Annotated in this window: 25 protein-coding genes and 4 pseudogenes; 19 read left to right on the forward strand and 10 right to left on the reverse strand. The window is 61.9% G+C overall.

Annotation, left to right across the window (positions count from 1 at the left end; all coding sequences use genetic code 11):
* Positions 1–377: 377 nt before the first annotated feature.
* Together HDG34_RS10610 and HDG34_RS10615 are read right to left on the reverse strand one after the other, a co-directional pair.
* Positions 378–608, reverse strand: coding sequence for a hypothetical protein (locus HDG34_RS10610; RefSeq protein WP_221309100.1), 231 nt, complete (start codon positions 606–608; stop codon positions 378–380).
* Between the two features lie 122 nt (positions 609–730).
* Positions 731–1,186: a helix-turn-helix domain-containing protein gene (locus HDG34_RS10615; RefSeq protein WP_184050443.1), complete on the reverse strand. Its 456-nt coding sequence runs from the start codon at positions 1,184–1,186 to the stop codon at positions 731–733.
* Between the two features lie 145 nt (positions 1,187–1,331).
* On the opposite strand from HDG34_RS10615, the gene HDG34_RS10620 reads away from it, so the two are divergent.
* From HDG34_RS10620 to HDG34_RS10635, 4 genes are all read left to right on the forward strand, one after another.
* The gene (locus HDG34_RS10620) at positions 1,332–2,330 is read left to right on the forward strand and encodes an aldo/keto reductase (RefSeq protein ID WP_184059817.1); all 999 of its coding nucleotides are present in this window, start codon (positions 1,332–1,334) and stop codon (positions 2,328–2,330) included.
* A gap of 16 nt (positions 2,331–2,346) precedes the next feature.
* Positions 2,347–2,658: a high-potential iron-sulfur protein gene (locus tag HDG34_RS10625; RefSeq protein ID WP_184059819.1), complete on the forward strand. Its 312-nt coding sequence runs from the start codon at positions 2,347–2,349 to the stop codon at positions 2,656–2,658.
* A 71-nt stretch (positions 2,659–2,729) separates the two neighbouring features.
* Positions 2,730–3,182: a (2Fe-2S)-binding protein gene (locus HDG34_RS10630; protein ID WP_026226223.1), complete on the forward strand. Its 453-nt coding sequence runs from the start codon at positions 2,730–2,732 to the stop codon at positions 3,180–3,182.
* Positions 3,182–5,446, forward strand: a complete 2,265-nt coding sequence (locus HDG34_RS10635) for a molybdopterin cofactor-binding domain-containing protein (protein ID WP_184059821.1) — start codon at positions 3,182–3,184, stop codon at positions 5,444–5,446. Before HDG34_RS10630 ends, HDG34_RS10635 begins: the two co-directional genes overlap by 1 nt.
* On the opposite strand, the pseudogene HDG34_RS10640 reads toward HDG34_RS10635, so the two are convergent.
* From HDG34_RS10640 to HDG34_RS10650, 3 genes and pseudogenes are all read right to left on the reverse strand, one after another.
* A pseudogene (locus tag HDG34_RS10640) lies at positions 5,446–6,042 on the reverse strand (ankyrin repeat domain-containing protein); the annotation flags it as partial. The gene HDG34_RS10635 and the pseudogene HDG34_RS10640 sit on opposite strands and share 1 nt — an antisense overlap.
* Before the next feature lie 49 nt (positions 6,043–6,091).
* Positions 6,092–6,406: pseudogene (locus tag HDG34_RS10645) on the reverse strand (catalase-related domain-containing protein); the annotation flags it as partial.
* Between the two features lie 81 nt (positions 6,407–6,487).
* Positions 6,488–7,900 (reverse strand): DHA2 family efflux MFS transporter permease subunit, encoded by a 1,413-nt coding sequence (locus tag HDG34_RS10650; RefSeq protein ID WP_184060289.1) that lies wholly within the window; start codon positions 7,898–7,900, stop codon positions 6,488–6,490.
* A 592-nt stretch (positions 7,901–8,492) separates the two neighbouring features.
* Here HDG34_RS10650 and HDG34_RS10655 point away from each other — a divergent pair.
* The 12 genes and pseudogenes from HDG34_RS10655 (at position 8,493) to HDG34_RS10710 (ending at position 18,225) form a co-directional block, all read left to right on the forward strand.
* Positions 8,493–9,365: a xanthine dehydrogenase family protein subunit M gene (locus HDG34_RS10655; protein WP_184059823.1), complete on the forward strand. Its 873-nt coding sequence runs from the start codon at positions 8,493–8,495 to the stop codon at positions 9,363–9,365.
* A 7-nt stretch (positions 9,366–9,372) separates the two neighbouring features.
* On the forward strand, positions 9,373–9,861 hold the full coding sequence (locus HDG34_RS10660; RefSeq protein ID WP_184059825.1) for a (2Fe-2S)-binding protein: 489 nt from the start codon (positions 9,373–9,375) through the stop codon (positions 9,859–9,861).
* Positions 9,854–12,208 (forward strand): xanthine dehydrogenase family protein molybdopterin-binding subunit, encoded by a 2,355-nt coding sequence (locus HDG34_RS10665; protein WP_184059827.1) that lies wholly within the window; start codon positions 9,854–9,856, stop codon positions 12,206–12,208. Before HDG34_RS10660 ends, HDG34_RS10665 begins: the two co-directional genes overlap by 8 nt.
* A gap of 14 nt (positions 12,209–12,222) precedes the next feature.
* Positions 12,223–13,104 (forward strand): NAD(P)-dependent oxidoreductase, encoded by an 882-nt coding sequence (locus HDG34_RS10670; RefSeq protein WP_184059829.1) that lies wholly within the window; start codon positions 12,223–12,225, stop codon positions 13,102–13,104.
* Positions 13,105–13,113: 9 nt separating this feature from the next.
* Complete coding sequence (locus HDG34_RS10675) at positions 13,114–13,563, forward strand: CoxG family protein (protein ID WP_184059831.1); 450 nt, start codon at positions 13,114–13,116, stop codon at positions 13,561–13,563.
* Positions 13,564–13,607: 44 nt separating this feature from the next.
* Positions 13,608–13,919 carry an NIPSNAP family protein gene (locus HDG34_RS10680; protein ID WP_184059833.1) on the forward strand — a complete coding sequence of 104 codons (312 nt, stop codon included), beginning with the start codon at positions 13,608–13,610 and terminating at the stop codon, positions 13,917–13,919.
* A gap of 86 nt (positions 13,920–14,005) precedes the next feature.
* On the forward strand, positions 14,006–14,884 hold the full coding sequence (locus HDG34_RS10685; protein ID WP_260321118.1) for an SDR family NAD(P)-dependent oxidoreductase: 879 nt from the start codon (positions 14,006–14,008) through the stop codon (positions 14,882–14,884).
* A 10-nt stretch (positions 14,885–14,894) separates the two neighbouring features.
* Positions 14,895–15,299: pseudogene (locus HDG34_RS10690) on the forward strand (SMP-30/gluconolactonase/LRE family protein); the annotation flags it as partial.
* A 209-nt stretch (positions 15,300–15,508) separates the two neighbouring features.
* Positions 15,509–15,817 (forward strand): putative quinol monooxygenase, encoded by a 309-nt coding sequence (locus tag HDG34_RS10695; protein ID WP_184054630.1) that lies wholly within the window; start codon positions 15,509–15,511, stop codon positions 15,815–15,817.
* Positions 15,818–16,161: 344 nt separating this feature from the next.
* Complete coding sequence (locus HDG34_RS10700) at positions 16,162–16,800, forward strand: TetR/AcrR family transcriptional regulator (protein WP_311735642.1); 639 nt, start codon at positions 16,162–16,164, stop codon at positions 16,798–16,800.
* A 128-nt stretch (positions 16,801–16,928) separates the two neighbouring features.
* Positions 16,929–17,357, forward strand: a complete 429-nt coding sequence (locus HDG34_RS10705) for a methyl-accepting chemotaxis protein (protein WP_409259307.1) — start codon at positions 16,929–16,931, stop codon at positions 17,355–17,357.
* Positions 17,358–17,478: 121 nt separating this feature from the next.
* Positions 17,479–18,225: a GntR family transcriptional regulator gene (locus HDG34_RS10710; RefSeq protein ID WP_184059837.1), complete on the forward strand. Its 747-nt coding sequence runs from the start codon at positions 17,479–17,481 to the stop codon at positions 18,223–18,225.
* Between the two features lie 233 nt (positions 18,226–18,458).
* Here HDG34_RS10710 and HDG34_RS10715 read toward each other — a convergent pair.
* The 5 genes and pseudogenes from HDG34_RS10715 to HDG34_RS10735 form a co-directional block, all read right to left on the reverse strand.
* Positions 18,459–18,767: pseudogene (locus tag HDG34_RS10715) on the reverse strand (DUF3772 domain-containing protein); the annotation flags it as partial.
* A gap of 37 nt (positions 18,768–18,804) precedes the next feature.
* Complete coding sequence (locus HDG34_RS10720; RefSeq protein WP_184059839.1) at positions 18,805–19,191, reverse strand: nuclear transport factor 2 family protein; 387 nt, start codon at positions 19,189–19,191, stop codon at positions 18,805–18,807.
* Positions 19,192–19,266: 75 nt separating this feature from the next.
* The gene (locus HDG34_RS10725) at positions 19,267–20,613 is read right to left on the reverse strand and encodes an MFS transporter (RefSeq protein ID WP_184059841.1); all 1,347 of its coding nucleotides are present in this window, start codon (positions 20,611–20,613) and stop codon (positions 19,267–19,269) included.
* Between the two features lie 90 nt (positions 20,614–20,703).
* Positions 20,704–22,236, reverse strand: a complete 1,533-nt coding sequence (locus HDG34_RS10730; RefSeq protein WP_184060295.1) for a bifunctional 3-(3-hydroxy-phenyl)propionate/3-hydroxycinnamic acid hydroxylase — start codon at positions 22,234–22,236, stop codon at positions 20,704–20,706.
* A gap of 56 nt (positions 22,237–22,292) precedes the next feature.
* Complete coding sequence (locus HDG34_RS10735) at positions 22,293–23,144, reverse strand: fumarylacetoacetate hydrolase family protein (protein WP_184059843.1); 852 nt, start codon at positions 23,142–23,144, stop codon at positions 22,293–22,295.
* Positions 23,145–23,292: 148 nt separating this feature from the next.
* On the opposite strand from HDG34_RS10735, the gene HDG34_RS10740 reads away from it, so the two are divergent.
* From HDG34_RS10740 to HDG34_RS39825, 3 genes are all read left to right on the forward strand, one after another.
* The gene (locus tag HDG34_RS10740) at positions 23,293–23,859 is read left to right on the forward strand and encodes a VOC family protein (protein ID WP_184059845.1); all 567 of its coding nucleotides are present in this window, start codon (positions 23,293–23,295) and stop codon (positions 23,857–23,859) included.
* 118 nt (positions 23,860–23,977) lie between these two features.
* Entirely contained in the window at positions 23,978–24,790 is an 813-nt protein-coding gene (locus HDG34_RS10745; RefSeq protein WP_090809648.1) for an IclR family transcriptional regulator, read from the forward strand.
* A 187-nt stretch (positions 24,791–24,977) separates the two neighbouring features.
* Positions 24,978–26,153: an FUSC family protein gene (locus HDG34_RS39825; RefSeq protein ID WP_221309101.1), complete on the forward strand. Its 1,176-nt coding sequence runs from the start codon at positions 24,978–24,980 to the stop codon at positions 26,151–26,153.
* Positions 26,154–26,176 lie beyond the last annotated feature (23 nt).

The following is a 26,176-nucleotide window of genomic DNA, read 5'->3' on the forward strand; positions in this document are numbered from 1 at the left end:
CCTTGAATGTCTTTCCGTAACGCGCCAACTTGTTCTCTCTTTATCGCCCCCAGATTCCAATTTTATCCAGGCGACAACCATTGTGACGCGGGGGGCATGGTCACGTACACTTTCAGCGGAACGATTACGGCAACGGACCTTCCAATGTTTGCCGTAGTGGCGCCCGCAATGGTCGTCCCATCCGTAATCGGCGCACGGCTTTACATTGGCATGAGTGAAGTCGCGTTCCGGAAAATCGTGCTTGGACTGCTAACAGTGTCGGGGGCGGCCTCTCTCGCGTCTGCTATTCCTTGGCTCATCGCGTGGGGTCGATGAATTCATCGATGTCCGAAAGACTTCGTCGCTAGCTCGAGCGTCGCATTGGTGCATGCCTTCACTTAAATCAGACGGGTGGAAGGCCTTACTGCGACAGAACCCTCACCAAAACGTGCGAACACGGTGCGCAATGCTCCGACGACGGCTTCGTCGGGGTGCAGCCTGACCTCGCCGTCGGCTTCGCCCCACACCCATCCCGGTGGGCAGGCCGCGGCGCAATTCGCCACGGGCGGCCTTGTTGCGAATATCCCGTCCAGCCGGGCACGCAGGAGATGCAGTTCGGCCTCGCTCATGGTGGCCTTCAATCCGAGCAACAGCCGCTATCGATCGTGGCCGGCCTCGCGTGTCTTGAGACGGTTCAGGAAGACACCGGCGACTCGACCACCCATGGCAAGCGCGCTGCGAACGCGTTCGGCTATTCCAGGCGCGTTTGTGAGCCGGACTCCGCGTCACGGTTCGAAGGCGCGCGATCGGTACGCTTTTCGCCGAGATCGAATTGCCGTCGCGCCGATTCCATTTCCGTCATATGCGCTTCCACCCAGTCCCAGATCCCACAGATCTTGTCGAGCAGACTGCGTCCTAGCGGCGTCAACTGATAGTCGACACGAGGCGGTATCACGGGATGCACATAGCGCGTGACGAGACCGTCGCGTTCGAGTTGCCGCAAGGTCTTCGTGAGCATCTTCTGACTGACGCCCCCCACCTCGTCGCGTAGCCGCGAGAAACGCATCTCGCCATGGGTGCCCAGCGCATCGATCACGAGGATCGTCCACTTGTCGGCGATCTGCTCGATGACGTTGCGCGCGAGGTCATCGGTTTTCTTCTGCGGGTTCTCGGCGGCGTGAGGGCCGTCGTAGCAATTTGTTTCCATGGGGAAAGTATGGAACCTTCAGGTGCCTTCTTGTGATCGCCGGATGCGGCTGAAATAATCGACTCGCTTGCCCGTCCTTTTGGCACGTCGCATTTTCTCGGACCGCATTCGACATGGATGCGGCGCTTTAACCAGAGAGCATCGCATGACTATTGAAACAATTGAAGTTGAGGGTTTATCGACGCCTGTATCGCGTATCGGCCTGGGCACGTGGGCGATCGGCGGATGGATGTGGGGCGGCACTGATGAGAAGGACTCGATTGCGGTGATCCGCCGGGCGCTCGACAGCGGCGTGAACCTTATCGACACGGCGCCGGCGTACGGCTTCGGCGCGTCGGAGGAAATCGTCGGCAAAGCACTGGCCGATGGATATCGCCACAAGGCAGTCATCGCGACTAAAGTCGCTCTCGAATGGCAGGACGGCAAGGTATTTCGCAATGCTTCGCCGGAGCGCATTCGTCACGAAGTAGAGGATACACTTCGGCGCTTGCGGACAGATTACATCGATCTATACCAGGTTCACTGGCCCGATCCGCTCGTGCCAATCGAAGAGACGGCCGCGGTGCTGAACGACCTGCGCAAGGAAGGCAAGGTTCGCGCGCTTGGCGTCAGCAATTTCTCTGCGGCGCAAATGGACGCGTTCCGTCGCGTGGCGCCGCTGTCCGCCACCCAGCCGCCTTATAACCTGTTTGAACGCGACATCGACCGCGACGTGCTGCCTTATGTGAAACAGCATGGGCTGGTTGCACTCGCCTATGGCGCACTGTGCCGCGGATTGCTGGCAGGGCGCATCGGCGCCGAAACGCGTTTCGAGGGCGACGATCTGCGTCAACATGACCCGAAGTTCCGTGCGCCGCGTCGTCAGCAGTATGTCGACGCTGTGAAAGCACTGAACGTCTTCGCGCGCGATAACTTCGACAAGTCGGTGCTTGCGCTTGCCGTGCGCTGGGTGCTGGACCGCGGCCCGACGATCGCGCTGTGGGGTGCGCGCCGTCCGTCGCAACTGGACGGACTCGAAGCCGCGTTCGGCTGGCGACTCGACGACAAGGCCTTTGCGCAAATCGACGCGATCGTCTCGCAATTCGTCAAGGACCCGGTAGGGCCGGAGTTTATGGCACCGCCGCAACGTGTTCTGGTGTCGTGAAAGGAGTGTATTGAACATGCGAACCAATCGACGAAACTTCATTGTGCATACCGTTGGCGCCGCGGCGCTGGCAATGACCGGCGGCACTGCGTGGGCCGCGCCCACGCAGCTTCAGGAAGGCGATCCGGCCGCGCAGGCGCTCGGCTACCGGACCGACGCATCGCGTGTCGATCACGCGGAATATCCGCGCTTCAGCGCCAACCAGCACTGCTCGAATTGCCAGTTTTATCAGGGCAAGCCAGCCGACACGAGCGCGCTTTGCGCGCTGTTCGGTGCGAAGCAGGTGAGCGGCGCGGGATGGTGCAACGCCTATCAGGCGAGAGCCTGATCGGCTTGTGCGGGTAAAGCGATACGGCGCATGACGACGTTGGGCCGTTCGCGTCGACTACGAGGAATCAGTTGATGGAACTCATTGTGAACGGCGTGCATCACAACGTCGATGCGGATGCGAATATGCCGCTGCTGTGGGCAGTCCGTGATCTGCTCGGGCTGCACGGGACCAAGTTCGGTTGCGGGGTCGGTGCGTGCGGCGCATGCACGGTCCATCTGGACGGTGTCGCTGTGCGTTCGTGTGTGACCGCACTGGCGGATGTTCAGGGCAAGCCCGTAACGACCATCGAGGGACTCGGCAAAGGCGGCGATCACCCGGTGCAGCGCGCGTGGAAGGCCGCCAATGTGCCGCAGTGCGGTTACTGCCAGCCGGGACAGATCATGCAGGCCGCGTCGTTGCTCAAGCAGACGCCGAAGCCGAGTGACGAGCAGATCGTCGAAGCGATGTCCGGCAATGTTTGCCGCTGTGGCACCTATCAACGCATCAAGGCCGCCATCAAGGCGGCAGCGTCGGAGGCGTGATGGGCGAAATCGTCAATCTGAGCCGGCGCGGGGTGTTGAAAGGGACCTTGGCGGGTGGGGTTGTGCTGGGCTTGCAAATCGGCGGCGCGGGCACCGCGCTCGCGGCGAGCGTGCTGTCATCCGCGAATGGCGCGAAAGGGGCTTTCGCACCGAACGTGTATGTCTCGGTCGCGCCGTCCGGCGAGATCATTCTGGTCGTGCATCGTTCGGAGATGGGGACCGGTATCCGCACCAGTCTCGCGATGATTCTTGCCGACGAGCTCGACGCCGACTGGAACGCCGTCAAGGTCGTGCAGGCGCAAGGCGATGCGAAGTATGGCGACCAGAATACCGATGGCTCGCGCAGCATCCGCCAGTTCTTCCAGCCATTGCGCGAAGCAGGGGGCACGGCCCGGCAGATGCTCGTGGCGGCGGCCGCCGTGCAATGGCGCGTGGCGCCAGCGACCTGTCACACCGAGCCGGGTCATGTCGTGCATGCGGCGAGCGGGCGGCGCGTCGCCTACGGCGCGCTCGCAACGGCGGCGGCGCGTCAGCCGGTGCCAAGCCGTGACACGCTGCATCTGAAAGACGAGGGTACATGGCGCTATATCGGCAAGTCGCTGCCGATCGTCGATCTCGACGACATCGTCCACGGCCGGGCGACGTACGGTATCGATGTCGTGTTGCCCCGAATGACGTACGCGTCGATCGAACATTCGGCGGTCTATGGCGCGACGCTCAAGAGCGTCGATTCGACCGAAACGATGAAAGTGCCCGGCGTGCTGCATGTGGTCCGCATTCCCGCTGCGCCGTTGCCCGCCGGTTTCCAGCCGCTGGGCGGCATCGCGGTGGTGGCAACCAGCACCTGGTCTGCGATGCAAGGGCGGCGGAAATTGAGGCTCGACTGGGACCTTGGGCCGAATGCATCGTATGACAGTCAGGCTTATCGCAAGGCGCTCGAGGACACCGCGCGGCAGCCGGGCAAAATCGTTCGCAACAACGGCGACACAGCGGCTGCGCTAAAGAGCGCCGCCCACCATGTCTCGGCGGACTACTACGTGCCGCACCTGGCGCATGCGGCGATGGAGCCGCTCGCCGCGACCGCGTCCTATGCGAACGGTGCGGTTGAAGTCTGGACCGCGACGCAGAATCCACAGCAGGCTCGCACGACCGTGGCACAGGTGCTCGGCGTGCAGGAGCGGGCCGTGACGATCAATGTCACGTTATTGGGCGGCGGCTTCGGCCGTAAGTCCAAGCCTGACTACGTGGCCGAGGCGGCGTTCCTGTCACGCGAGGTCGGCGCGCCCGTGAAGCTCACGTGGACTCGCGAAGACGATGTGCACAATGACTATTTCCATGCGGTGTGCGCCCAGCACATGGAAGGCGGGCTCGATGCGCAAGGCAAGACGGTCGCGTGGTTGCACCGCACGGTGTTTCCGTCGATCAGTTCGACATTCAAGGCTGATGTCCGTTACGGGGCGGCGGGTGAACTGGGGCAGGGCGTGACCGACATGCCTTACGACATCGCCAACGTGCGGTGTGAGAACGGCGCCGCCTCTGCACACACGCGCATCGGCTGGTATCGATCGGTATACAACATTCCCCACGGCTTCGCATTAGGGGCGTTCGTCGATGAACTTGCCGCGGCCGCGCGGCAGGATCCGGTGCAGCACCTGCTCACGCTGCTCGGCACGCCGCGGCATGTCGATCTGCATGCACTAGGGGTCGATTACCCGAACTACGGCGCGTCGATCGACGAGTATCCGATCGACACCGCCCGCCATGCGGCCGTGGTTCGCGCGGCCGCCGTGCGCTCCGGGTGGTCGACCGTATTGCCGGCGCGGCATGGGCGCGGGATTGCGGTACATCGCAGCTTTCTGAGTTACGTGGCGGCGGTCGCGCATGTGCAGGTGGCCGACGACGGTTCGGTGCGTGTGACACGCGTCGATCTGGCCGTCGACTGCGGGCGCATCGTCAATCCCGATCGGGTTATTGCGCAGTTCGAGGGTGCGGTGGTGATGGCGCTCGGCAACACGTTATACAGTGAACTCACTTTCCGGAACGGCGCGTCGGAGCAATCGAACTTCACGGACTACCAGGTTGCCCGTATCGATTCCGTTCCCGAGACACACGTGTATATCGTGCCGAGCGATGCGCCGCCGGGCGGTGTTGGCGAGCCGGGCGTGCCGCCGACTTCAGCGGCCATCTGCAACGCGATCTTCAATGCGACCGGCCAGCGCATTCGTGCGTTGCCGGTGGATACGTCGCTGTTGAAACGGACGTAGCGGCGCAACGCATCGGTTGCGGCGGTATTGTGTTGCGAAATGGCCATTTGCAGCGCGGTGCCTCCGCGTGCGTCGACATGATTGACGTTCGCTCCGTGCGCCACCAGCACCGCAAGCATATCGAGCTGGCCGAACAGCGCAGCAAACGATAGCGCCGTTTCCCCTGCGTTGTTGGTTTGATCGATAGGGCAGCGCGTCCCGAGCAATATTTGCGCAATGTTCGTTTCGCCCTTGAAAAGCGCACCCATCAACGCGGTATTGCCGTGCTTGTCGGCGGCGCATGCGTTGGCGTGTGCGGCAAGAAGCGCCTTTAGCGTGTCCGGGTGATTGTCATACGCGCTAAGAATGAGCGCCGTATATCCGTCAGGCGTTGCGGTTTCGATCGGATAGTGTGCGTCGATCAGCAATTGAACGATATCGGTGCGCCCTTCGCGCGCCGCGGCGAACCAATCATCGGTGTATCCCCGCGCGTCGACCGTGCCGGAATACGTTGCTGGCCGATAAACGTGCTCCGCACAACTCGCGGTCAGGAGTGCGGCTATCGCTGCCACGGCTGCGTTTCGAACTACTCGCCGCGCAGTAGAGAAACCTCGCATGACATTCTCCGTCGGAAATCGTATTCAGGCAACACGGGGCCTACTGGCTTCAGTTATTGCCAAGGTGCGACGCCATATCCTGCACGCGTGAGAGATCCGCATGTGTGGCGCGCGCGAGGCGGGTACCGTAATCGGAATCAGCCTTGTAGAAGTACGACAGCATCGTGTACTTGTTCGCGTCGTTTGTTACACGGCCCAGATCGCCCGACAATGCCGTGACCCGAACCGCCTTGTTGGCCTCAGGTAGCGTCCGGTAGAACTCGCCAGCCGGACGGAAGTCGAGCGTCTTGTGGATCGCCATTTGCTGCGTCGTTCCGCTGAGCGGCGTCTGCACGGACTTGTACCTGGCCTGCTGCGAGATCTCCGCTACCCGGGTCATTCTGCACGGACTCTCTCTGTTTAATTTGGATCGGTAGCCGTCAATGCGCTCGATACAATTTCCGCACTACTGCGATGCGGCTTGCGCATGGCCGCTAACCTCGCAGCCGGCGTCGGGTTCGATGCCGATAAAGTAGAGTATGGAGATCAGTACCAACGCCGCGACAAGCAGAAACGCGACCCGGAAGTCAGCGAGCGAAAGCTGCGCGTGGCCGCCATGTATCAGGACTGCAGCATGCAGCGCGATCGCACCGAATGCGATGCCTAGACCGATGGTCATCTGCTGGACCATGCTGAAAAACGTGCTCGCCGAACTCATCCGCGCTGGCGGCACATCCGCGAATGCGAGCGTGTTGATGCTGGTGAACTGCATCGATCGGCATAGCCCGCCGATCAGCAGCACCAGCATGATCAGCGTGCGTGGCGTGTCCGGCGAGAGTAGGGCGCACAGGGCGATGGTGGCGGCAGTGAGCAGGCCATTCACGATCATTACCTTGCGAAAACCAAAGCGCTTGAGAATGGGCGTGGTGACGGTCTTCATGGCCAGATTACCGGCCGCGTAAGCGAGCACGAGCAAACCGGCGGCGAACGCGTTCAGCCCGAAACCGAGTTGGAAGAACAGCGGCAACAGGAAGGGCGAAACGCTGACCGAGACGACATACAACGAACCTCCTTCGAGGGTCACGCGAAAGGTCGGGATTCGCCACGGCGCAAGATCGATCAGCGGATGTTCGGCACGCCGGAAATGCCGTACCGCGAAGGCCGCGGCGGCCACGCCACCCGTCAGGGCCGCGACCGTGATGTGCCAGTCGCCATGTGGTTGCCCAACGAGTTCCATGCCATACATGAGGCAGGTTAGCGCGACTCCGCTAAGCACGAATCCGGGCACATCGAACGGCCGGCGGCTGGATTCGCGGTAGTTCGGAATGAAGGTGGCGGTCAGCGCCAGACCCAGCAGACCGATCGGTACGTTCAGCAAAAAGATCCACCGCCAGCTGAAATAGGTCGAGATAAAGCCGCCCAACGCTGGACCCAGCACCGGTGCGGCCAACCCGGGCCAGGTAATGTAGGCGATCGAGCGCATCAGATGACGCTTCTCAGTGCTGCGCAGCACCGCGAGCCGGCCTACCGGCACCATCATTGCACCGCCGAGTCCCTGCAGGATCCGCGCGACTGTGAATTCGACGAGACCGTTGCTGAGTCCGCAAAGTATCGAGGCGCCCGTGAACACGACGATGGCGCTACCGAACACAGAGCGTTGCCCAAAGCGATCCGCCACCCAGCCGCTGATCGGGATGAAAACCGCGAGCGCGAGCAGATAGGCGGTCATGCCGATACTCAACCTCACGGGCGTAACGCCGAACGTGGCGGCCATGTGGGGCAGCGCTGTCGCAATCACCGTAGCGTCGAGGTTCTCCATGAAATAGGCACTGGCGACGATCAACGCGATGATGACCGATTGACGGCTTGACAAAGACATGAGCGGAGAACCGATACGGGTTGAGTGGCAGACTCGCAAACGCCCTGGCGCGGGTATTTGCCGATGCCGGTAGTCACAGATGAAGCTCGCTTCGCGATGGCACTGAGATAGTGCATGGCTAGACCGGGAGCATGGCGACACCGGTTCATGCTTGCGGACGATGTACTCTATCAAATCATAAATCGTCATGTGAAGACGTATTTGAAAAACCCGTTCACAAGGGAGGGGCATGAAGGCAGGGATGGCGCCGATCAAACGGCCGATAAAAAAACGCCACATCGCGATTTCCCTTACAAACAGGCAAATACACGAGCTTGCATGCTGGATCGACGTCGAGCCTGTTCATGGAAATGTAGTCGTCAATTGACGATTTAATTTATCGGCGATATCCTCGTTGCCAATGCGATGGCTGAAGCAGTAGCTATCCAACGGGGTGAACAGCGCCGCACGCGCGGCTGGAGCGACTCATGAGCAGCGTCAAGCGAATCGGGAATGGCCGACGTCGATTGCCTCGGTTACCGGCGGGCGGGGGCTGTCGCGGGTTGCCGGTCTTCGCCCGGAATTGCGGCCGGAGTCCGCGGGCGCAACGCGTATGAAGCCCACCGCATTTTCGTATCACCGGCCGAGCACGCTCGACGAAGCGCTGTCGCTTCTTGCTCTTCACGGTTTTGACGCCAAGCTGATCGCCGGAGGACAAAGCCTCGCGCCGATGATGAATATGCGCTTCGCGCAACCGGCGCACCTGGTCGATCTGAATGCGCTGCCTCAACTCAAGGGCGTCACGCTTGAACCCGATACGCTAGCGGTCGGCGCCATGACGCGCCATCACGAGCTGGCCACCAGCAACACAGTACGCGCTGCTTGCCCGCTACTGGCTGAAGCGGCGGCAACGATCGGACATTACGCCATCCGACAGCGCGGGACACTCGGCGGCAGTCTCGCGCATGCGGACCCCGCGGCGCAATTACCGCTCATTGCGAGCACGCTAGGCGCACGCATCGAGATTGTCGGGCCGGCCGGCAGCCGGGAGGTGTCGGCGGTACAGTTTCTGATCGCGGTGATGACCACCGATCTGGCGGTTGACGAAATCATTCGCACGGTGCGCTTTCCGACGGCGTTGTCCGGCGAGCGGCATGCCTTCGAAGCATTTAGCCGACGGCACGGCGATTTCGCGATCGCGGCTTGCGCTGTCACCGCCGTGCTCGCGGATGACAGGTTCGCCTCGTTGCGGATCGGCGTAGGCGGTGTGGCAGATGTGCCGCTGGTGCTTGACGACCTCGCTGCGGGATTCGTCGGCGAAACGGCCGATGCGCCGAGCGTCGGCAGGATTGCCGAGGCAGTCGCAAACGCCGTCGAGGTGCACGATCAGCCAGGTATTAGCGCCGCGTATCGGCGCGATCTCGTCAAGGCGCTCATCGCGCGAGCATTGCAGCGGATAACCGCTGGCGTTACGCAACCCGATTAGGCCGTTCATGGAAAAGACAGCAATTTATCTGAGTGTGAACGGTGCGCGCCATGATGTGCATTGCGAGCCTCGCAAGCTATTGTCCGATGTGCTGCGCGAAGATTGCCGGCTGACGGGCACGCATGTCGGATGCGAGCACGGGGTGTGCGGCGCATGCACCGTGTTGATCGATGGCCGCCCGGCACGCTCATGTCTGGCTTACGCCGTGCAGATGGATGAAGCGCAGATCACGACCATCGAGGCGGTAGCGCAAGACGGTCGTCTGTCGCCGCTCCAGCACGCGCTGCATGAGTGCCACGGTCTGCAGTGCGGTTTCTGCACGCCCGGCATCGTCATGACATTTGAAGCGTACCTGCGCGAGAACCCGTGGCCATCCGAGGCCCAGGTGCGCGAGGTGCTATCGGGCAATCTGTGCCGCTGTACCGGATATCAGAACATCGTGCGGGCGATCCTGCTCGCGGCCGAGCGGATGCGCGCGGAGACGGTCGATGTCTGAGCAGACGTTTCGTTACCTCAACAAAGCGACGCCTCGCACCGAAGACTATCGGCTGCTGACCGGCTATGGCCGGTATCTCGACGACATCGAGATACCCGGTGTCCTTCACGTGTGCTTTGTTCGCTCGCCGCACGCGCATGCGCGGATCGTCTCCATCGATATTCACGGCGCCGCCGCAATGCCCGGCGTCGTCACCGTCATTACGGGCCTGGAGCTCGCGCAGTGGACTACACCGTTCCGTGTCGCACCACCCGTCGAAGGACTGAAGCCCGTCGAATTTGCGACGATGCCAGTGGACACAGCGCGTTTTCAGGGCGATCTGATCGCTTGCGTCGTCGCGACGGACCGGTACCTCGCTGAAGACGCTGCCGAGCAGGTGCTCGTCGAGTTCGAACCGCTGCCCGTGGTGACAGACATGTGGCAGGCGCTCGCGCCCAACGCGGCGCAAGTCGACCCGGCCGTGCCAGGCAACCTGGTCTCGCACCAGACCTACGTGCATGGCGACCCTGAGCGCGCCAACAGCCGGGCCTTCCGGATAGTCGAAGCGACCTTCCAGCAGCAGCGCCAGACCCATGTGCCGATCGAAACCCGCGGCTGTGCAGCGGTCTGGGACGCCGGACGGAACCACCTGACGTTCCATATTGGAACGCAGGTGCCACATCCTTTGCGCACTCAACTGGCGCAGCGCCTCAAGCTCGACGAGTCTCAGGTGACCGTGATTTCGCCCGATGTCGGCGGAGCGTTCGGACAGAAAATCGCCTTGTACCGCGAAGAGTTGACGGTTGCTGCGCTGGCTCGCCAATTGAAACGGCCCGTGCGCTGGCGTGAGGATCGCCTCGAGAACCTGACGGCCGCCGCCAATTCGCGTGAGGACTTCTGCCGCACCCGCGCAGCGGTCGATGAGCGCGGCACGCTGCTCGCTCTCGAACTCGAACTCCGCGAAGACTTTGGCGCCTATTGCTTCTTTCCTGCCAACTATCTGGCGCGCGTCGTTGCGATGATCCTGAGCGGACCGTACCGGCTGCAGGACTACGCTTTCGATGTGAAGGTCGTGCTCAGTCATAAATGTGGCAATGCACCGATGCGCGCGCCGATGTCCATCACCAGCTGGGTGATGGACGGCACGCTGGATGCAATCGCGCGGGAACTGGCACTCGACCCGGTCGAGGTACGCCGGCGCAACCTGCTGAGTCCGGCAGAACTGCCGTACCGCACTGCTACGGGAGAATGTCTGGACGACATCACGCCGACCCAGACGTTCGAGGCCTTGCTGTCGGCGCTCGACTACGCGGGCTTTCGCGAGCGCCAGCGGGCGGCGCGCGCAGATGGCCATTACCTGGGGCTTGGCCTGTGCAACGTGGTCGAACCGACCACGTATGGTTCGCGCTTCTATAAGGCTGCGGGAATTCCCGGTTCGGGGCACGAGGCAAGCTGGATCCGTATCGAACCAGGCGGGGTGGTGAACGCGTCGGTCGGTCTAGGGCCCAGTGGTCAGGGCTATGAAAGCGCGATGGCCAACGCGGTGGCGGAGGGCCTGGGCGTGCCGCCGTCGAGCGTGCGCATTCATATGGGCCACACTGATATCGCACCATACGGTATGGGCAGTCGTGGCGCCCGCAGCGGCACGGCAGGCGGCGGCGCGCTTTACCTGTGCGCACTCGACGCACGCCGCAAGGTTCTCGCGATCGCCGCCGGTTGCCTTGGTTTGCCTGACGAGCAGTCGCTGCGCCTGATCGACGCGAGAATCGAGCGTCGTCGCGCGGACGAGTGGATCGACACGGGTTTGACGCTCGCCGACGTCGCCCGCCGTGCGTATCTGGATCCCACCGCGTTGCCGCAAGGTTTGACGCCGGGCCTCGAATTTCACCTGACTTACGACCCTCCGGCCATGACCTATTCGAATGCGGCTCATGGATGCGAGATCGAGGTGGACGTCTTGACCGGCGCAATCCGTATCGCGCGTTACGTCGTCGCCGAAGACTGCGGCACGCTGCTCAATCCCACCGTGGTGGAAGGGCAGCAGCATGGCGCCGTGGCGATGGGACTGTCGGGCGCGCTGTTCGAGCAGATGCGTTACGACGACTCAGGACAGAACGTGACCGGCTCACTCGCCGACTACCTGATCGCTACTTCAACTGAATTGCCCAACTTCGAGATCATCCCGCTGCATACGCCTGGCAAGTCGACGGCGGCCGGCATCAAGGGGATGGCCGAAGGCGGGGTGATGGGAGCGATCGGCGCTTTGACCAACGCGGTCAATGATGCGCTTGCGCCATTGGGCGTCGTTGCCGACCGTCATCCACTGACTCCCATGCTATTGCGCGACTTGCTGCGCGACAAACTCTGAACGGACCAACCATCATGAATCAATCTACAGGCAAACCCGCGATTGGCTTTATCGGCCTTGGCATCATGGGTTTCTCGATGGCCTCGCGGCTCGCCGCCGCCGGCTATCCGCTGCACGTCTATAACCGTACGCGTGCGAAGGCTGAGCCGCTCATCGAAGCCGGCGCGAGCTGGCAAGCGACCCCGCGGGCGCTCGCCGAAGTATCGGACGTCGTGTTCACGATTGTCGGCACCCCCGCGGACGTCCGCACACTATATCTGGGCGACGACGGTCTGGTCGCGCATGCGCGGCGCGATGCGGTGCTGGTCGACATGACGACGTCGAGTCCAAAACTGGCCGAAGAGTTGGCCGCGCTCGCCGCTGAGCGCGGGGTGCACATGCTGGATGCGCCGGTATCGGGCGGCGACATCGGTGCGCGCGAAGGGCGCCTGTCGATCATGGTCGGCGGCGCACGCGCTGTGCTCGCACGCGTGGAACCGATGTTGCGCTGCCTCGGCACCAACATCGTCCTGCAAGGCGGCCCGGGTGCGGGTCAGCACACGAAGCTGTGCAATCAGATCGTCATTGCATCGACAATGGTGGGCGTGTGCGAAGGGCTCGCCTATGCGCACAGCGCCGGGCTGGACGCCGACACCGTATTGAGCGCGATTGGCGGAGGCGCGGCGGGTGGATTCCAGCTGAACAACCTGGGGCCGCGCATTGCCAAGGGCGATTTTGCACCCGGTTTCTTCATCGAGCATTTCATCAAGGACATGCGGATTGCGCACGAGGAAGCGCGGAGCATGGGACGTGAATTGCCGGGTCTGGAACTGGTGCGCGTAATGTACCAGGAGTTGGCCGAGCGGGGCTGCGCGCGCAACGGCACGCAGGCGCTGTTCAAACTCTACGAGCGCTGAGCGGCGGCGATGAAGCTGACAGATCAAACCATCCTGCCCGTGCCCCCTGAAGCCGCATGGCGCGCATTGAACGATCCCGTAGTACTCGAAGCATGCCTGCCTGGCTGCAAAGCGCTGAAGAGACTCGACGACCTGCATTTCGAATCGACCGTGCAGATTCGCGTCGGCCCGATGGCGGCGACCTTCAAAAGCAACGTCGAATTGTCGGATCTCGATCCGCCCAAGGCCTATACGATTGCCGGTATGGGCAGTGCAGGTGCGCTGGGCTTTGCCAAAGTCACTGCGCGCCTGCAACTTGAAGCGCAAGGCAATACGACCGTGCTGGTGTACGACGCTGACGTCGAGATTGGCGGGAAGCTGATGAGCGTGGGGTCGCGCCTGATTCAGTCCGCCGCGAGCAAGAATCTCGATGAGTTCTTCAGCGCGCTGAAGGCGCATGTCGAAAGCCACGCGGTCTGACGACGGTGTGCTGCGAGAGAGTACCGATCGAAACAGAGGGAACCATGTTGGTAGAAATGCGTACATATCAGATTACGGCGGGAAAGACAGGCGAGTTCCTGGACATCTACGAGCGCGAAGGGCTTGGCATCATCAGTCAGTACGCCCGGCTCAAGGGTTGCTGGACGAAGGACTCAGGCACGTTGAACTCGATCGTGTTCTGCTGGGGCTACGAGGACTACGCCCATCGGGCAGCGCAGCGCGCGAAACTCGCAGCCGATCCACGCTGGCAAGCTTTCACGCCGCGCATCCTGCCGTATCTCGTCCATCAGGAATCGGTGTTTCTGTCGCCAGTGCCGTTTTGCCCGATGGACTGAGGTGAGTGACGAATTTCCCGGCCGCGCGACCTATCGACGTACCTGCCGTTTGGCGGTCTGCTTGTGAGGTGGCGGGCTGACGTTTTATGACGAATCAGAAAGGACTATTGATGACACACTTTACTTTCACTCCCGGCGCCGTCGCCGTCGTGACAGGCGGCGCTGCCGGCATTGGACTCGCTGCTGCGAAGCGGTTCGCGCAGCTCGGGCTTCGCGTGTGCATTGCGGATCTGGGTGAGGACCGCCTGGCGCACGCGAAGCAGGCGATTGCCAGCGTGGCTGCTGAAGGCGCGAAGGAGGTACTGGCCGTCGAGACGGACGTCAGCCGCATCGAAGACCTGGTCCGCCTCGAAGCAGCCGTTCGGGATCGCTTCGGCGGCACGGATATCCTCATGAACAATGCGGGGATTCAACCGGGTAGCGCCATGTTCGGCGCGGCCGCTAACTGGGAGCGGGTGCTCGACGTCAACCTATGGGGTGTCATTCGTGGCACTCGGACCTTCGTGCCCGCGATGATCGCGCGCGGACGCCCGGGGCTCGTCATTAACACCGGTTCGAAGCAGGGCATCACGACGCCGCCCGGCGACCCGGCTTATAACGTCTCCAAGGCCGGCCTGAAGGCGTTTACCGAAGCACTGCAGCACGAGTTGCGCAATACGCCGGGCTGCCGGATCAGCGCGCATTTGCTGATCCCTGGCTTTGTGTTTACGGAGCTTGCCGCTCAAGGTCGTACCGAGAAACCGGCCGCTGCCTGGACGCCCGAGCAGACTGTCGATTTCATGATCGAGCGACTGGGTGCCGGCGATTTCTACATTCTGTGCCCCGACAACGATGTGCCTCGCTCCCTCGACGAGCGACGCATCCTTTGGGCTGCGGGAGACATTGTAGAGAATCGCCCGGCGCTATCGCGTTGGCATCCGGACTACGAGCAGGCGTTCGCAGCGTATATCCGGAAGAACGACTGACTTGCCCGCCCCGCGCTCCGGCGAAGCAGAGATCGTCGCTGGCGACATCGCCAATCCGAACGGCCTTTGTTTTTCGCCGGATGAAAGCCGCCTCTACATTGTCGAGTCCGGATCCACGCCAAGACGCGTCCGGGCGTACGACGTCGAGGATGGCCGACGCCTCGTCAACGGCCGCATCTTTGTCGACGGCGGCGAGCACGGCGCGCCGGATGGCTTCCGCTGCGACACCGACGGCAACCTGTGGGCCGGCTGGGGTACAGGACCGACATTGAACGGCGTGATGGTGTTCGCACCGGACGGCGAGGCCATCGGCCGCATCGCGCTGCCTGAACGCTGTGCGAACCTGTGCTTTGGCGGCGCTCGCCGCGCCACCGCCGCGAGGGTGAGTAAGCTCTATTGTCCGCGGATGGGGTGACGCCAGGCTGACCTCCGCATTACGCCGCTGTCATGTTCAGATAGGCAAGAGCGTGCTGAGCGTCGCGATGTAGTGACGGATCGAATCGCTGACGAGCCACGTCGGAAGCGCGGTCTGAACTCGATGAGGCTCTATCGGCAAACGTACGCAAACGCGGCTATGATTTCACGCGGCGATCGGCGCCGAAACAGAAAAGGAGAAGTACCCGGATGATCCATGTCATTGCCACAATTACCGCACAGCCCGGTCAACGCGAAGCCGTGCTGGCACTTTTCAACAAGAACCGGCCGGCGGTGTTGGCCGAAGAGGGGTGCATCAGCTACGAGGCCGTCATCGACGTACCTGAGTTCGGGACGATTCAGACACCGCTCGGCAAGGACACGTTCGCTGTCATCGAGCGCTGGGAAAGCGCGCAAGCGTTGAGGGCGCACGGGGCCTCCGCGCATATGGCCGAATATGGACACAATACGCGCCCGTTGCTCGTGAGCCGCGTCATCAACGTGCTTCAGGCCTGCTAAAGAGAGCGTTCGTGGCGACCCGCCATCGGCTGGGCGGGATTCGATGCCAATGCGGGCGCCGTCACGCCGACTCCCATCACGATGCCTCCGTGGCAACGCGGACATGGACGAACATCCGGTTCCAGGTTAGTTGGCAGCAGCAAGGACGACGCTCGCTTCGCAACGGCTGAGATAATGCGAGGGTCACGCAGGGCAGCGCGGGACTGTCGCCCACGTCCGGGGCGTATACTTTATCAAAACGTAAATCGTCAGGTGATGATAACAGCTATGATCCGAGAGCGTAGGGAGCTATGAAGACCAAAGGGACTATCGAGAAGCCGAGCCGTGGAACCGGCGTCGACCGCGTGGCGGTCAAGCGGCCGATGAAAAAAGCGCCGCAGCGTTTGCCGCGTGCCGAGCGTCAGGCGCGCGTGCTGGAGAAGGCCGCGGAATATTTCGCGGAGCATGGTCTCGGCGCACAGACCCGCGCCATCGCGGAAGCCTGCGGCGTATCGCAACGCTTGTTATATAGCCTGTTCCCGAGCAAGGCCGCTTTGATTGATGAAGTCTACAAGCGGGAAGTCGTCGGAATCTTCGACGCAATCTGGTTTGTTCAATTGCAAGACCGAAGTGTGCCGATTGAAAGCCGACTCAACCGCTTTTATTGCGAGTACTATGACACGCTCCTGACGCGCCGCTGGCTGAGGCTCTTCCTTTATTCGTCGCTCGAGGGCCTGCACACGGCGCCGGCCTATACGAACGCGATCGTCAGCCATGCGCTCGAGATCATCGTCACGGAGACCGCGTATGAACTGGGTCTACGCATGCCCGCCGACCCGGCTCAACTGGGCGAAGTGGGTTGGCTGTTACATGGCGCCGTGTCTCATCTGGCGATTCGCCGCCGCATCTATTCGAATGAAAACAGCATGCCCGCCGAAGCGGTGATTGCCATGCACGTGCGCGCCTTCCTGACGAGCCTGCCGAGCCTGCTGCCTGCGCTATAAACGCATTGCGAGTCGGCGCCGGGCGGCTCGCCGGTGTTATCGCTGCGATCGTCCGAGTCGTCTCCAGCGCAACTCGTCAGGTGACGATATAAACCTGAGAAATTGAACTGCGTTGCCGCGCAGGCGCCGTGGCGGCCGCGCGGGCAGGTAGCCAGGGACGTGGTATTGCCGTGGTGGCCGGCGAGGTCAGAGTCCTCGCGCAACGTAGCGCAGAAGCGGCGAAGGAAGTCAGGCAACTGATCGTGGCGAGCGACGCTTGTGTGAAAGACGGCGCTACCCAGGTCGATGACGCGGGCTCGACCATCACCGCGGTCGTGGGTTCGTCGGCGCGCGTCACGGGCATCATGAGCGAAATCCATGACGCGTGTCAGCAGCAAACGCTTCAGATCGGCGAGGTCCGCGAGATGATCGCAAGCCTGGAGCACAGCACGCAACCCGGCGCTTTCGCTCGCCAGCAGCTACTCGTGAGCGCATGGCGGCATAACCCGATTTTCAATTCAATCGAAATCGTCCGCGCTGCAGGCGCGCGGACATCGATACGTTTCTGTCGGCTGTAAAGGCGTATTTCGCTCGCGGCTGATGTCCGTGCGATGCCGGTTTTTTCATCGCGTGTTGACATGGCGCGTTCGGGTCGGACAATAATCTCAGCCCCGACACTCGCCAACTCAGGTTCCAAGCGTGAACGACATCACCGGCATTCCCCCCTCGCGGGCTGATCATGTCTATGTCAGTGTCCGCGAAGATATCTTCGATATGCGCCTGCTGCCCGGCGACCGCGTGACGGAAGGCAGCATCGCCGAGCGCTTCGGCGTGTCCCGCACGCCTGCGCGCGAGGCCTTGCAGCGCCTGCAAAGTGACGGCCTGATGCGCGGCTATGTACGCGGCGGCTGGGAAGTCGTGCCGGTCGATTTCAAGCGCTTCGAAGACCTGTACGAAATGCGCAAGCTGATTGAAACCTTTGCGGTCTCGAAGCTTGCGAGTGCCGAAGGAGAGCTCTCCGAAGGCGTCGCACAGATGCTCGATCAGCTCGAACAAATCTGGAAGATCCCGCCTGCTCATCGTCGGCGTGACGGCCGGGAAATGGTCGCGCTCGACGAAGCATTTCATCACGCCCTCGTGCAGGCCGCCGATAACGCCGAGCTGACCAATGCGATGCAGCGCGTGACCGATCGCATCCGGGTCGTGCGGCGGCTCGATCTCGTGTATGGCGACTGCATCGACGAAACCTACGACGAACATGTCGCGATCCTCGATGCGATTCGTTGTCGCGAAACGGATCGTAGCGTTGCGTTGATCGCGCGCCATATCGAGGGTAGCCGCGTTGCGGTGCGCACCTTGACGGGCGAGCGCCTGCAACGCGCACGCACTGCAATGGGGCCGAATACGGTCCCCTATGCACCACCCAGATTGCGGGGCACCAGGTAGCGACATCGCCGCGCGTACCGAGCCGTGCGAAACCCTATCTGGCGCGCATGAGCGGGCGACTCGCGTGCTGGCATGCTTCTCGCATGAGTGATCGACGATCTGCAGTCCGAGAAGCATTATTAGTCCGAGCGGACCGCGTGAGTTGGAAGCACTATGCCGCCGGATTTTTCGACGAAAACGCGCTGATCCCGCCTGGTTTCTTGACCTCCGGCTCGTTCCTGCTCCGGGGGACGCTAGACCGATAAGCTGGTTGTGGCAAAGGCGGCGCGACTCTGGTCATGCAGGTTCCCGACCATAACGGTTTGCGGCTTCGACAGTGGGATCTTCGCCGCACGTAATCGCTTGAGGATTTCGAACAGCAGATCGCTCTTGATATCCCCTGTGATCCGGGGGCTGCGGACATAACCGGTGACGCTCAGCGTAATGCCGTCGGGCATCAGTTGACTGAACATGACGGATGGCGCCGGATGGTCGAGAATCGACGGGTGCGCCTGATAGGCACGCAGCATAAGTTCGCGAACCTGTTCAGGATCGGTGTCCAGGCTTACCCCGAGATGGACGGCAAGATAGGGATCTGCGTCAATCCGGCAAGCGCCCGGAATGGAGATGCAGCAGTTTCCAGCCGCCCTCGCGTTTGACCCAGATTTCAGTTATGAGCGCGCGAATGTTGAGCTCAGATCCATCGGTCCTGCGCACCAGGGATTGCTCGAGATGGCCCGTCGTGATCACGGTGTCTGGCAGGAACCTATACGCGAGCGGTTGCGGACGCACGATTTGACGCACCTTGATCTTCTCGGTAAGGAAGGACAGATACTCCGACTTGCCATGAACGTAGCCAGCTGAATGGACGAACGTCAGATCGTCGTCGAGTAGCGACGCGAGTTTGAGCAGGTCTCCAGCCACCGTGGCGTCGCAGCGCTGTTGTTCCAGCGCCTCGACGGCGGCCTGAATGGATGCATCTTTCATCGTAAACCTCCCGAAAATACTGCATGGATACCTCTTGTCGGAGACGGTGCCGGCCGCGTCGTGGCTCGATTCGGCTCAACGCAACAGTTCGCCGCTCAGTCCATCCGTCTTCGAAGGCGACCCGGCCCGAGACTTTCCCGTCGGCAACCCATAGCTCGCAAGCAGTGCGACCGTGCATGCGGCGATGACATACCAGGCTGGCGCTGCCAAGGAGCCGGTCATGCGAATCAGCATGGTCGCCAGCAAGGGCGCAAAGCCGCTGAATACGACAACGGCCAGGTTGTAAGCCAGCGCGATTCCGCTGAATCTGACCTGGACAGGGAATTGGTCGGCGAGCACCGACGCCCATGTCCCGCTTGCCAGTGAAAAAACCAAGCCGGCAAGCACAAACAGCACCACCGGATTGACGGTGTGACTCGCCAGCGCTTCATAGAACGGGTAGCTCAATGCGATCAGCAGCGCCGCTGACGCTCGAAGCAGGTACCGGCGTGGAATCTTGTCCCCGAGCCAGCCTGCGGCGAGGAGGCCGAGGGAACTGACGATCAGATAAGCGTTCTGGGCAATTGCCGCGGTCCGTGGTGCATAGTGCAACTGCTGGACGAGGTAGGCGGGCATGTGGCCATAAAGTATGCCGTTGACGCCGGCCATCACGGCGATCGCCAGTGCCCCCGTCACGACCGCTTTGCCATGACGTCGCAAGGTCTCGCGAAACGGCTGTTTCACGACAGCCCCTTGCATCTTCTTGAACTCGGGCGACTCGTCCAGATTACGGCGCATCAGGTAGGAAGCGATCCCGCAAACGCCGCCGAAAAGAAACGCGATCCGCCAGCCATACGCCGCCGCGTCCGTGGCGGACAGGTAGGTCTGGATGCCGAGGTTGACGAATGTGGCCAGCAAAACACCCAGGTTCACCGCGCAGATAATGATGCCCGCGGCGAGCCCCGCCCGATGCGGCGCGGCTTCCACTGCATAGGTAATCGCGCCGGGCATTTCTCCGCCGACGCAAAAACCCTGAAGCATGCGCAGCAGGATCAACAGGATCGATGCGGTCATGCCCCAGCTCTGAAAGTTGGGCAGCAGACCAAGACAGATCGTCGCGGTCGTGACCACAATGATTGAGCCGAGAAACACTGGACGCCGGCCATACCGGTCGCCCCAGCTACTGAGCACAATTCCGCCGAGCGGTCGAATCACGTACCCGATTGCGAGCACGGAGAAAGTAGCCAGCATGCTGACCAGCGACGACGAGTTCGGGAAAAACTGGGCCGCGATGTTATGGGCAAAAAAGCCGTAGACGATGAAATCGTAAAACTCCAGCGAGCCGCCAAGGCTTGCGATGAGAATCATCTTCCACTGCGACGGGGACAAGCCGGATGGCTGTGAACGGTCGGCGCCGCCGACCGGGTTGTGGGATATTCCCATGACTCCTCCAATTTGATTATCGGATTCTTTGTCCGATGGTCTACGTGCGTCGACCGCGAGACATCTCGCGTGACAACGGGGGTTGCGGGCTCACATGGCCACAGCACCTTCGGTTTGCAAGCCGGGTACGGCGTGGTGCAGAAGGTTTTGCAAGGATTCACCGTCCTGCGCGACGCCGTACACATACCGGTCGGGGCGTACAAGCACCGCTGGAGCGTTGATCGACTCCAACCACTCGCGAACAGCCGCTCCATCGCTGGCCACAATCCCGACGCCCGCTTGCGCAGCGCTCTTGGCGACGTCGGGGCATTTACGGAGCAATTCGGGTCGCGCAAGCAGCGCAAACCGATAGCCGACCACGTCGTCCACGAGTTGTCCGTCCAGCAGGCGGGGTTGCGGTGCAATATGCCCGGCCACGCCCGATGGTTCATCGATCCATGCGCCCGGGCCAAGCCTGGGTTGTGGGGTCACAAAATTGCGAATCGCTGCGCTCATTTCTTCATCACGGACTTCGGCCAGGTCTGACCTCGTCGTTTGAATGACTGAGCCGAGCTGTACCGCCGTTTCGATAAATAAGCGCACGTGCGGCGAGCGTTCGGATTCGTAGCTGTCGAGGAGGGTATCGGGCGCTTCGCCATGAATGACGGCAGCAAGCTTCCACGCGAGATTCGACGCGTCGCGAATGCCGGCTCCCATCCCCTGGCCCATAAAGGGTGGCGTCTGATGTGCGGCATCGCCTGCAAGCAGCAGTCGGCCACGGCGCCAACCGTTCGCCACGACCGAGTGAAATGTATATATGGCAGAACGTTCGAGGCGCGCATCGGCCGGAGAAATCCAGCGAGCGAGTTTGTCCCACAGCCATTCGGGGGACGTGAGTTGCGTCACGTCATCACCGGGCATCACCATGATTTCCCAGCGGCGCCGATTTCCGGGACCACGCGTGTAAGTGGTCGGGCGCGCCGGGTCGCAGTATTGGACCGAGTAGTCGCCAAGATCGGGCCGCGGTGCATCGAGCAATACGTCGACCACAACCCAGCGTTCATGCGATTTCAGATCGGTCAATTCGGTGCCCATGAAGCGTCGCGCAATCGAGCGCGCACCGTCGCAGCCGACTACATATCGCGCGGTGGTACGTCCAAGTTTGCCGCAGCACGTATCCTCGAAGCGCAACTGGACGCCATCGCTCGCCTCGTCAAGCGCGAACACTTCGTGGCGCAACCGGACGTCAACGCTCGATTGCTGCGCAAGACGCTCGCGTAACGCATTCTCGAGATCGGGCTGATGGAACTTGTAACTCGCACTCCACCCCTGTGGTCCGATACAGGTTGGCCGTTGCCAGTCGATCAGCAACTTGCCTTCCCCGTTCACGAATTTCATGCCGGGACCCACGAACAGCTTGGGTAGCAGCTTGTCGGTTAAACCGAGGGTTTGGAACACGCGCATGCATTCACCGTCGAAATGCACCGCGCGAGGAAGCGCGAAAATCTCCTTGTCTCGCTCCAGCACCAGCACCCGCAAGCCTTCGATTGCCAGCAGGTTCGCGAGCGTCGCCCCGGTGGGCCCGAGACCGATAACGGCCACGTCGTAGTCGCACGCGTGCGTCGAAATAGTTTTCTCTAACATGTCTTGTTCCGCCAGATAAGACGCCGAGCGCACACGAACGCGCCCGGCTACGACTTTTACGCTTCGTCGGCGATTGGATTGGACAGAACGCCGATCCGATCAACCTCCACTTCCGCCACGTCGCCGGCCTTCATGAACAGCGGCGGATTGCGCTTCGCGCCGACGCCGCCAGGCGTGCCGGTCACGATCACGTCTCCCGGAGAGAGCGGGGTGAACGTCGACAGGTAGGCAATCTGTTTGGCAATGCCGTGAATCAGCATCTGCGTCGTCGCGCGTTGCACTTCCTGTCCATTCAGGCGGCTGACGAGCGTCATCACCGCGTTGGGTTCGATCTCGTCGCTCGTCACCATCCACGGTCCGAACGCGCCGGTGCGATAGAAATTTTTGCCCGGGCCCCACTGGCCCGTATGAAGCTGCCAGTCGCGCACGGAACCGTCGTTGTAGCAGGCGTAGCCAGCGATGTGATTCCACGCGTCGGCCTCGGCGATGCGTCGTCCACCGCGCCCGATGATGACGGCAATCTCACCCTCATAGTCGAACTTCTGCGACTCAGGCGGACGCAGCATCGGCTGGCCATGGCCAACCTGGGAAGCCGGCACCCGCATGAAGATGACCGGATGCTCGGTGGTTTCGCGGTTGGTTTCCTTGACGTGGTCTGCGTAGTTGAGTCCCACGCAAAAGATTTGTTCGGGGTTCGGGATCACAGGCAGCAGCGTGACTTCCGACAGCAGGTAGTCGCCCTGCGCGCCATCGGCGGCCTGCGCGGCCTCGCGGAATGCGTCGGCGGCAATCAGTGCCTTCAGATCGGCATAACGGCCGCCGAGACGTTTGCCAAGGTCGAACACGGTTTCATCGCGAACGATGCCGAACGATGAGCCAAGGTGGGTGGAGAAGCTGGCGAGTTTCATTGATGCTCCGGGTAGATAAAAAGTAGGTAGGATCAAGGCCAGGATTCGTAAAAAACCCCGTGCATTTATCTTATAGTGAGAATAGACTAAATATACATAAGGTCACAACGTGTTTTTTGCTAGGGTTTATCACTACTTGGAGACAGGCATGAACGGTATGAAGAAAGCGAGGGCAGGGCTGTCGCTCAGTCACATGGGCTTCTATGTGAGCGACATGGCGCGCGTGGAGGACTTTTATACGCGGGTGATGGAATTCACCGTGACGGATCGGGGTTCGCTGCAGACGCCGCACGGCGCTGTGCAGTTGGTATTCTTGAGCCGCGATCCCGCGGTGCATCACCAGATCGTGCTCGCGAGCGGCCGCCCCGAGCACTTGGCGTTCAATCCGATCAACCAGATTTCGTTCACAGCTGACAGCCTTGCCACGTTGAGGCGGTTTCATCGGCAGTTCATTGCGGAAGGCCTGCAGGAAATCAACCCCGTCACCCACGGCAATTCGGTTTCGATCTATGCCCGCGATCCCGAGGGCAATCGCCTCGAGCTCTACATCGACACGCCGTGGTACGTCGACCAGCCGATGCGGGTGCCGGTGGACTTCGGCTTGCCCGATGCTGAACTGATGGCGGCTGTCGAACGCCACGCAAGAACGCTATCGGGATTCAGGCCGCGAAGTGTCTGGCAAACCGAAATGGCCGAGCGCATGGGGCTTGCATAAGCGTGGCGCTGCGTGGCTCGCGTGCGACTGTTTCCGCGCGGTGGTCGTTGAAGGTGTCAATGGCGATCTTGCCAGTGCATATAATTCCGTTCACACACGAGGAGGCGCAGCGCAATAGATGTCGAGCATTACGAGACTTTTATCCATACTCGAGCTGTTTTCGGAGGCGAAGCCGTTCCTGTCCGTCGAAGACGTTGCCGCCGAACTCGATTGCTCAACCCCAACGGCTTATCGCTATGTACGCGAGCTCCTGGATGCTGGCTTGCTCATCCGGTTTGCAGGAGGAGACTATGGTCTCGGCCCTCGCATCATCAAGCTTGACTACCACCTGCGCATGTCGGATCCGCTGCTTGCGGTCGGGCAGCCGATCATGCGTGAGTTGAGTGAACACTCCGGCTTCGATGTGGTGATGTCGCGCTGGTACGGTAACGAACTCGTGGACACGCATCGTGAGACTCACGGCGCGGCGCTTGACCTCCGGTACGGCCGGGGCCGTCCTCGCCCCCTGTTTCTCGGCGCCGCTCCAAAAGCGATCCTGTCCACCTTTCCGAAGGCCAAGCTCGCGGTCCTGTTCGATCAGTATGCTGACGAGATCGCGCAAAGCGGCCTTGGGGCGACACTCGACGAGTTTCGCGCGTCGCTGCTCAAAATCCGGCGTGCCGGTTTCTATCTGTCGAGGGGCGAACTGGAAAGCAGCGTTTCTGCACTGGCGTCGCCGCTATTTACGGACGACTCCAGTGAAGCAGTCGGTTCGCTTGCGGTGATCGTGCCGACCCAGCGACTCGAATTTGCCAATCTGGACCGTCTTGTCGAATCGATCCGGGAGGCAGCGGCGCGAATCTCGCAGCGTACGCGTGCGTTGGTTGAAAGTCGGAGGACCGGAGCCATCACGTCGTCGCACACCGTTGCGCGAGGCAAGCGGTCCGCATGATGGCCGTCACGTGAACGTCATTCGATCGCGCTCGCGCACTTGAACCTCGGTGGGTTCGGGGGAAGCGGCACTTGCGACAAACGAACTGGTAGCACGAACGCGTAGACCGACGTCGTCAGGAGAGGGCCGTCTTGAAGCCGCAAAAAGGCGGTTGGTCACTTGCGACCCTGCGGGATGCGGCTCTGAAGTGTCGACAGACAAGACGTGCAAACCGGAGCGCCGTCGGAGCGAAAACGCGATCTCCGCCTTCGATTCAAATTTCATTATCCAATCGCCTGGCCGCTTCACAAAACAATCCCAAATGAGAAGACCTTTCTTGCCGCCCCGCGTACTGAAAAGCCTGCTTGGCTTCAACGACGGCCCGTGGCGGTGGTCGGCCGGCGTCGGAGGGGGCGTCGCCATGGGCGTGCCTCTGAGCGCGTTCATGCTGGCCGGCCACCAGTCACTCGGGCTCATCACTTCTCTCGGCGCCTTCACGGCTCTCTACGGCTCGACGCTGCGCCTGGGCGACCGGCTCCAGGCCTTGCCGTTCGTCGCGGCGGGGTTCGTGGCCGCCTCCACGCTGGGCGTACTGTGCGCGACGAATGCGTGGCTGACCATCGCCTGCCTCGTTGCCGTGGCTGCGCTCGCCAGCATCATTCTGCTCGGTGTCGGAATGGGCCCGCCCGGGCCGATGCAGTTCGTGCTGGTCGCCGGTGTCAGCGGTCATCTGGCCGCTTCCGCGCGTTTCAGCGGTTGGCCCCTTGGCGTCTTTATGATCCCCTCTCTGGTCGCGCTCGGCGCGCTCAGTGCGTACTTGCTCGTGATCGCACCCCTCGCGCTGCCGCTTGTGCACCAGCGCAAGGGCGAAGCGTCCAGCTTGCGCATGCGGTTTCCTCCCGGCTTGCTCGACGGGGAAAAGGCCACGATCGCCGCGAGGGTGATCGTTGCGGTTGCCAGCGCCGGCTTGCTGAGCCTGTCTTTTGGGGAGCACCGTGCCTACTGGACGGTTATGGTCGCGGGTGCGGTGCTGCAGGGCAGCCACGTCTCGCGCTCAAGTGCCATTCGGGCCGTGCACCGCGTTGTGGGCACGGTCTTGGGCGCGGCTGTCTTTGGCTTGATCCAGCTCGTCGACCCGAAAGGCCTCTGGCTCGTCGGGGTCCTCGCGCTGCTCCAGTTCGCGATCGAAGTCGTGGCCGCGCGGCACTACGCGCTGGCCCTGACCTTCATTACCCCAACCGCGTTGACCATCTCAGCGGTGGGCGGGACGAGCGCTCCCTTCGCGCTCGTCGGCGAGCGGATCGTGGACACGTTCCTTGGGGCGGTCATCGCCATGGTAGTTCTCTTGGGCAGCGAATGCGTCAGGGGACGACGCGCACGATAAGCAGGTGGAGGATTCTGGGCTTG

Origin of the sequence: Paraburkholderia sp. HC6.4b (genome assembly GCF_014200875.1) — a bacterium.
Classification (GTDB): Bacteria; Pseudomonadota; Gammaproteobacteria; order Burkholderiales; family Burkholderiaceae; genus Paraburkholderia; species Paraburkholderia tuberum.

What these genes read in the sequence shown, in the direction of transcription:
- HDG34_RS10670 (WP_184059829.1), top strand. Translation starts at nt 12,223, where the DNA reads ATGAATCAATCTACAGGCAAACCCGCGATTGGCTTTATCGGCCTTGGC.
- HDG34_RS10720 (WP_184059839.1), bottom strand. Translation starts at nt 19,191, where the DNA reads ATGAAAGATGCATCCATTCAGGCCGCCGTCGAGGCGCTGGAACAACAG.
- HDG34_RS10685 (WP_260321118.1), top strand. Translation starts at nt 14,006, where the DNA reads ATGACGAATCAGAAAGGACTATTGATGACACACTTTACTTTCACTCCC.
- HDG34_RS10625 (WP_184059819.1), top strand. Translation starts at nt 2,347, where the DNA reads ATGCGAACCAATCGACGAAACTTCATTGTGCATACCGTTGGCGCCGCG.
- HDG34_RS10655 (WP_184059823.1), top strand. Translation starts at nt 8,493, where the DNA reads ATGAAGCCCACCGCATTTTCGTATCACCGGCCGAGCACGCTCGACGAA.
- HDG34_RS10740 (WP_184059845.1), top strand. Translation starts at nt 23,293, where the DNA reads ATGAACGGTATGAAGAAAGCGAGGGCAGGGCTGTCGCTCAGTCACATG.
- HDG34_RS10735 (WP_184059843.1), bottom strand. Translation starts at nt 23,144, where the DNA reads ATGAAACTCGCCAGCTTCTCCACCCACCTTGGCTCATCGTTCGGCATC.
- HDG34_RS10675 (WP_184059831.1), top strand. Translation starts at nt 13,114, where the DNA reads ATGAAGCTGACAGATCAAACCATCCTGCCCGTGCCCCCTGAAGCCGCA.
- HDG34_RS10665 (WP_184059827.1), top strand. Translation starts at nt 9,854, where the DNA reads ATGTCTGAGCAGACGTTTCGTTACCTCAACAAAGCGACGCCTCGCACC.
- HDG34_RS10620 (WP_184059817.1), top strand. Translation starts at nt 1,332, where the DNA reads ATGACTATTGAAACAATTGAAGTTGAGGGTTTATCGACGCCTGTATCG.
- HDG34_RS10660 (WP_184059825.1), top strand. Translation starts at nt 9,373, where the DNA reads ATGGAAAAGACAGCAATTTATCTGAGTGTGAACGGTGCGCGCCATGAT.
- HDG34_RS10725 (WP_184059841.1), bottom strand. Translation starts at nt 20,613, where the DNA reads ATGGGAATATCCCACAACCCGGTCGGCGGCGCCGACCGTTCACAGCCA.
- HDG34_RS10650 (WP_184060289.1), bottom strand. Translation starts at nt 7,900, where the DNA reads ATGTCTTTGTCAAGCCGTCAATCGGTCATCATCGCGTTGATCGTCGCC.
- HDG34_RS10745 (WP_090809648.1), top strand. Translation starts at nt 23,978, where the DNA reads ATGTCGAGCATTACGAGACTTTTATCCATACTCGAGCTGTTTTCGGAG.
- HDG34_RS10615 (WP_184050443.1), bottom strand. Translation starts at nt 1,186, where the DNA reads ATGGAAACAAATTGCTACGACGGCCCTCACGCCGCCGAGAACCCGCAG.
- HDG34_RS10695 (WP_184054630.1), top strand. Translation starts at nt 15,509, where the DNA reads ATGATCCATGTCATTGCCACAATTACCGCACAGCCCGGTCAACGCGAA.
- HDG34_RS10680 (WP_184059833.1), top strand. Translation starts at nt 13,608, where the DNA reads ATGTTGGTAGAAATGCGTACATATCAGATTACGGCGGGAAAGACAGGC.
- HDG34_RS10730 (WP_184060295.1), bottom strand. Translation starts at nt 22,236, where the DNA reads ATGTTAGAGAAAACTATTTCGACGCACGCGTGCGACTACGACGTGGCC.
- HDG34_RS10610 (WP_221309100.1), bottom strand. Translation starts at nt 608, where the DNA reads ATGAGCGAGGCCGAACTGCATCTCCTGCGTGCCCGGCTGGACGGGATA.
- HDG34_RS10635 (WP_184059821.1), top strand. Translation starts at nt 3,182, where the DNA reads ATGGGCGAAATCGTCAATCTGAGCCGGCGCGGGGTGTTGAAAGGGACC.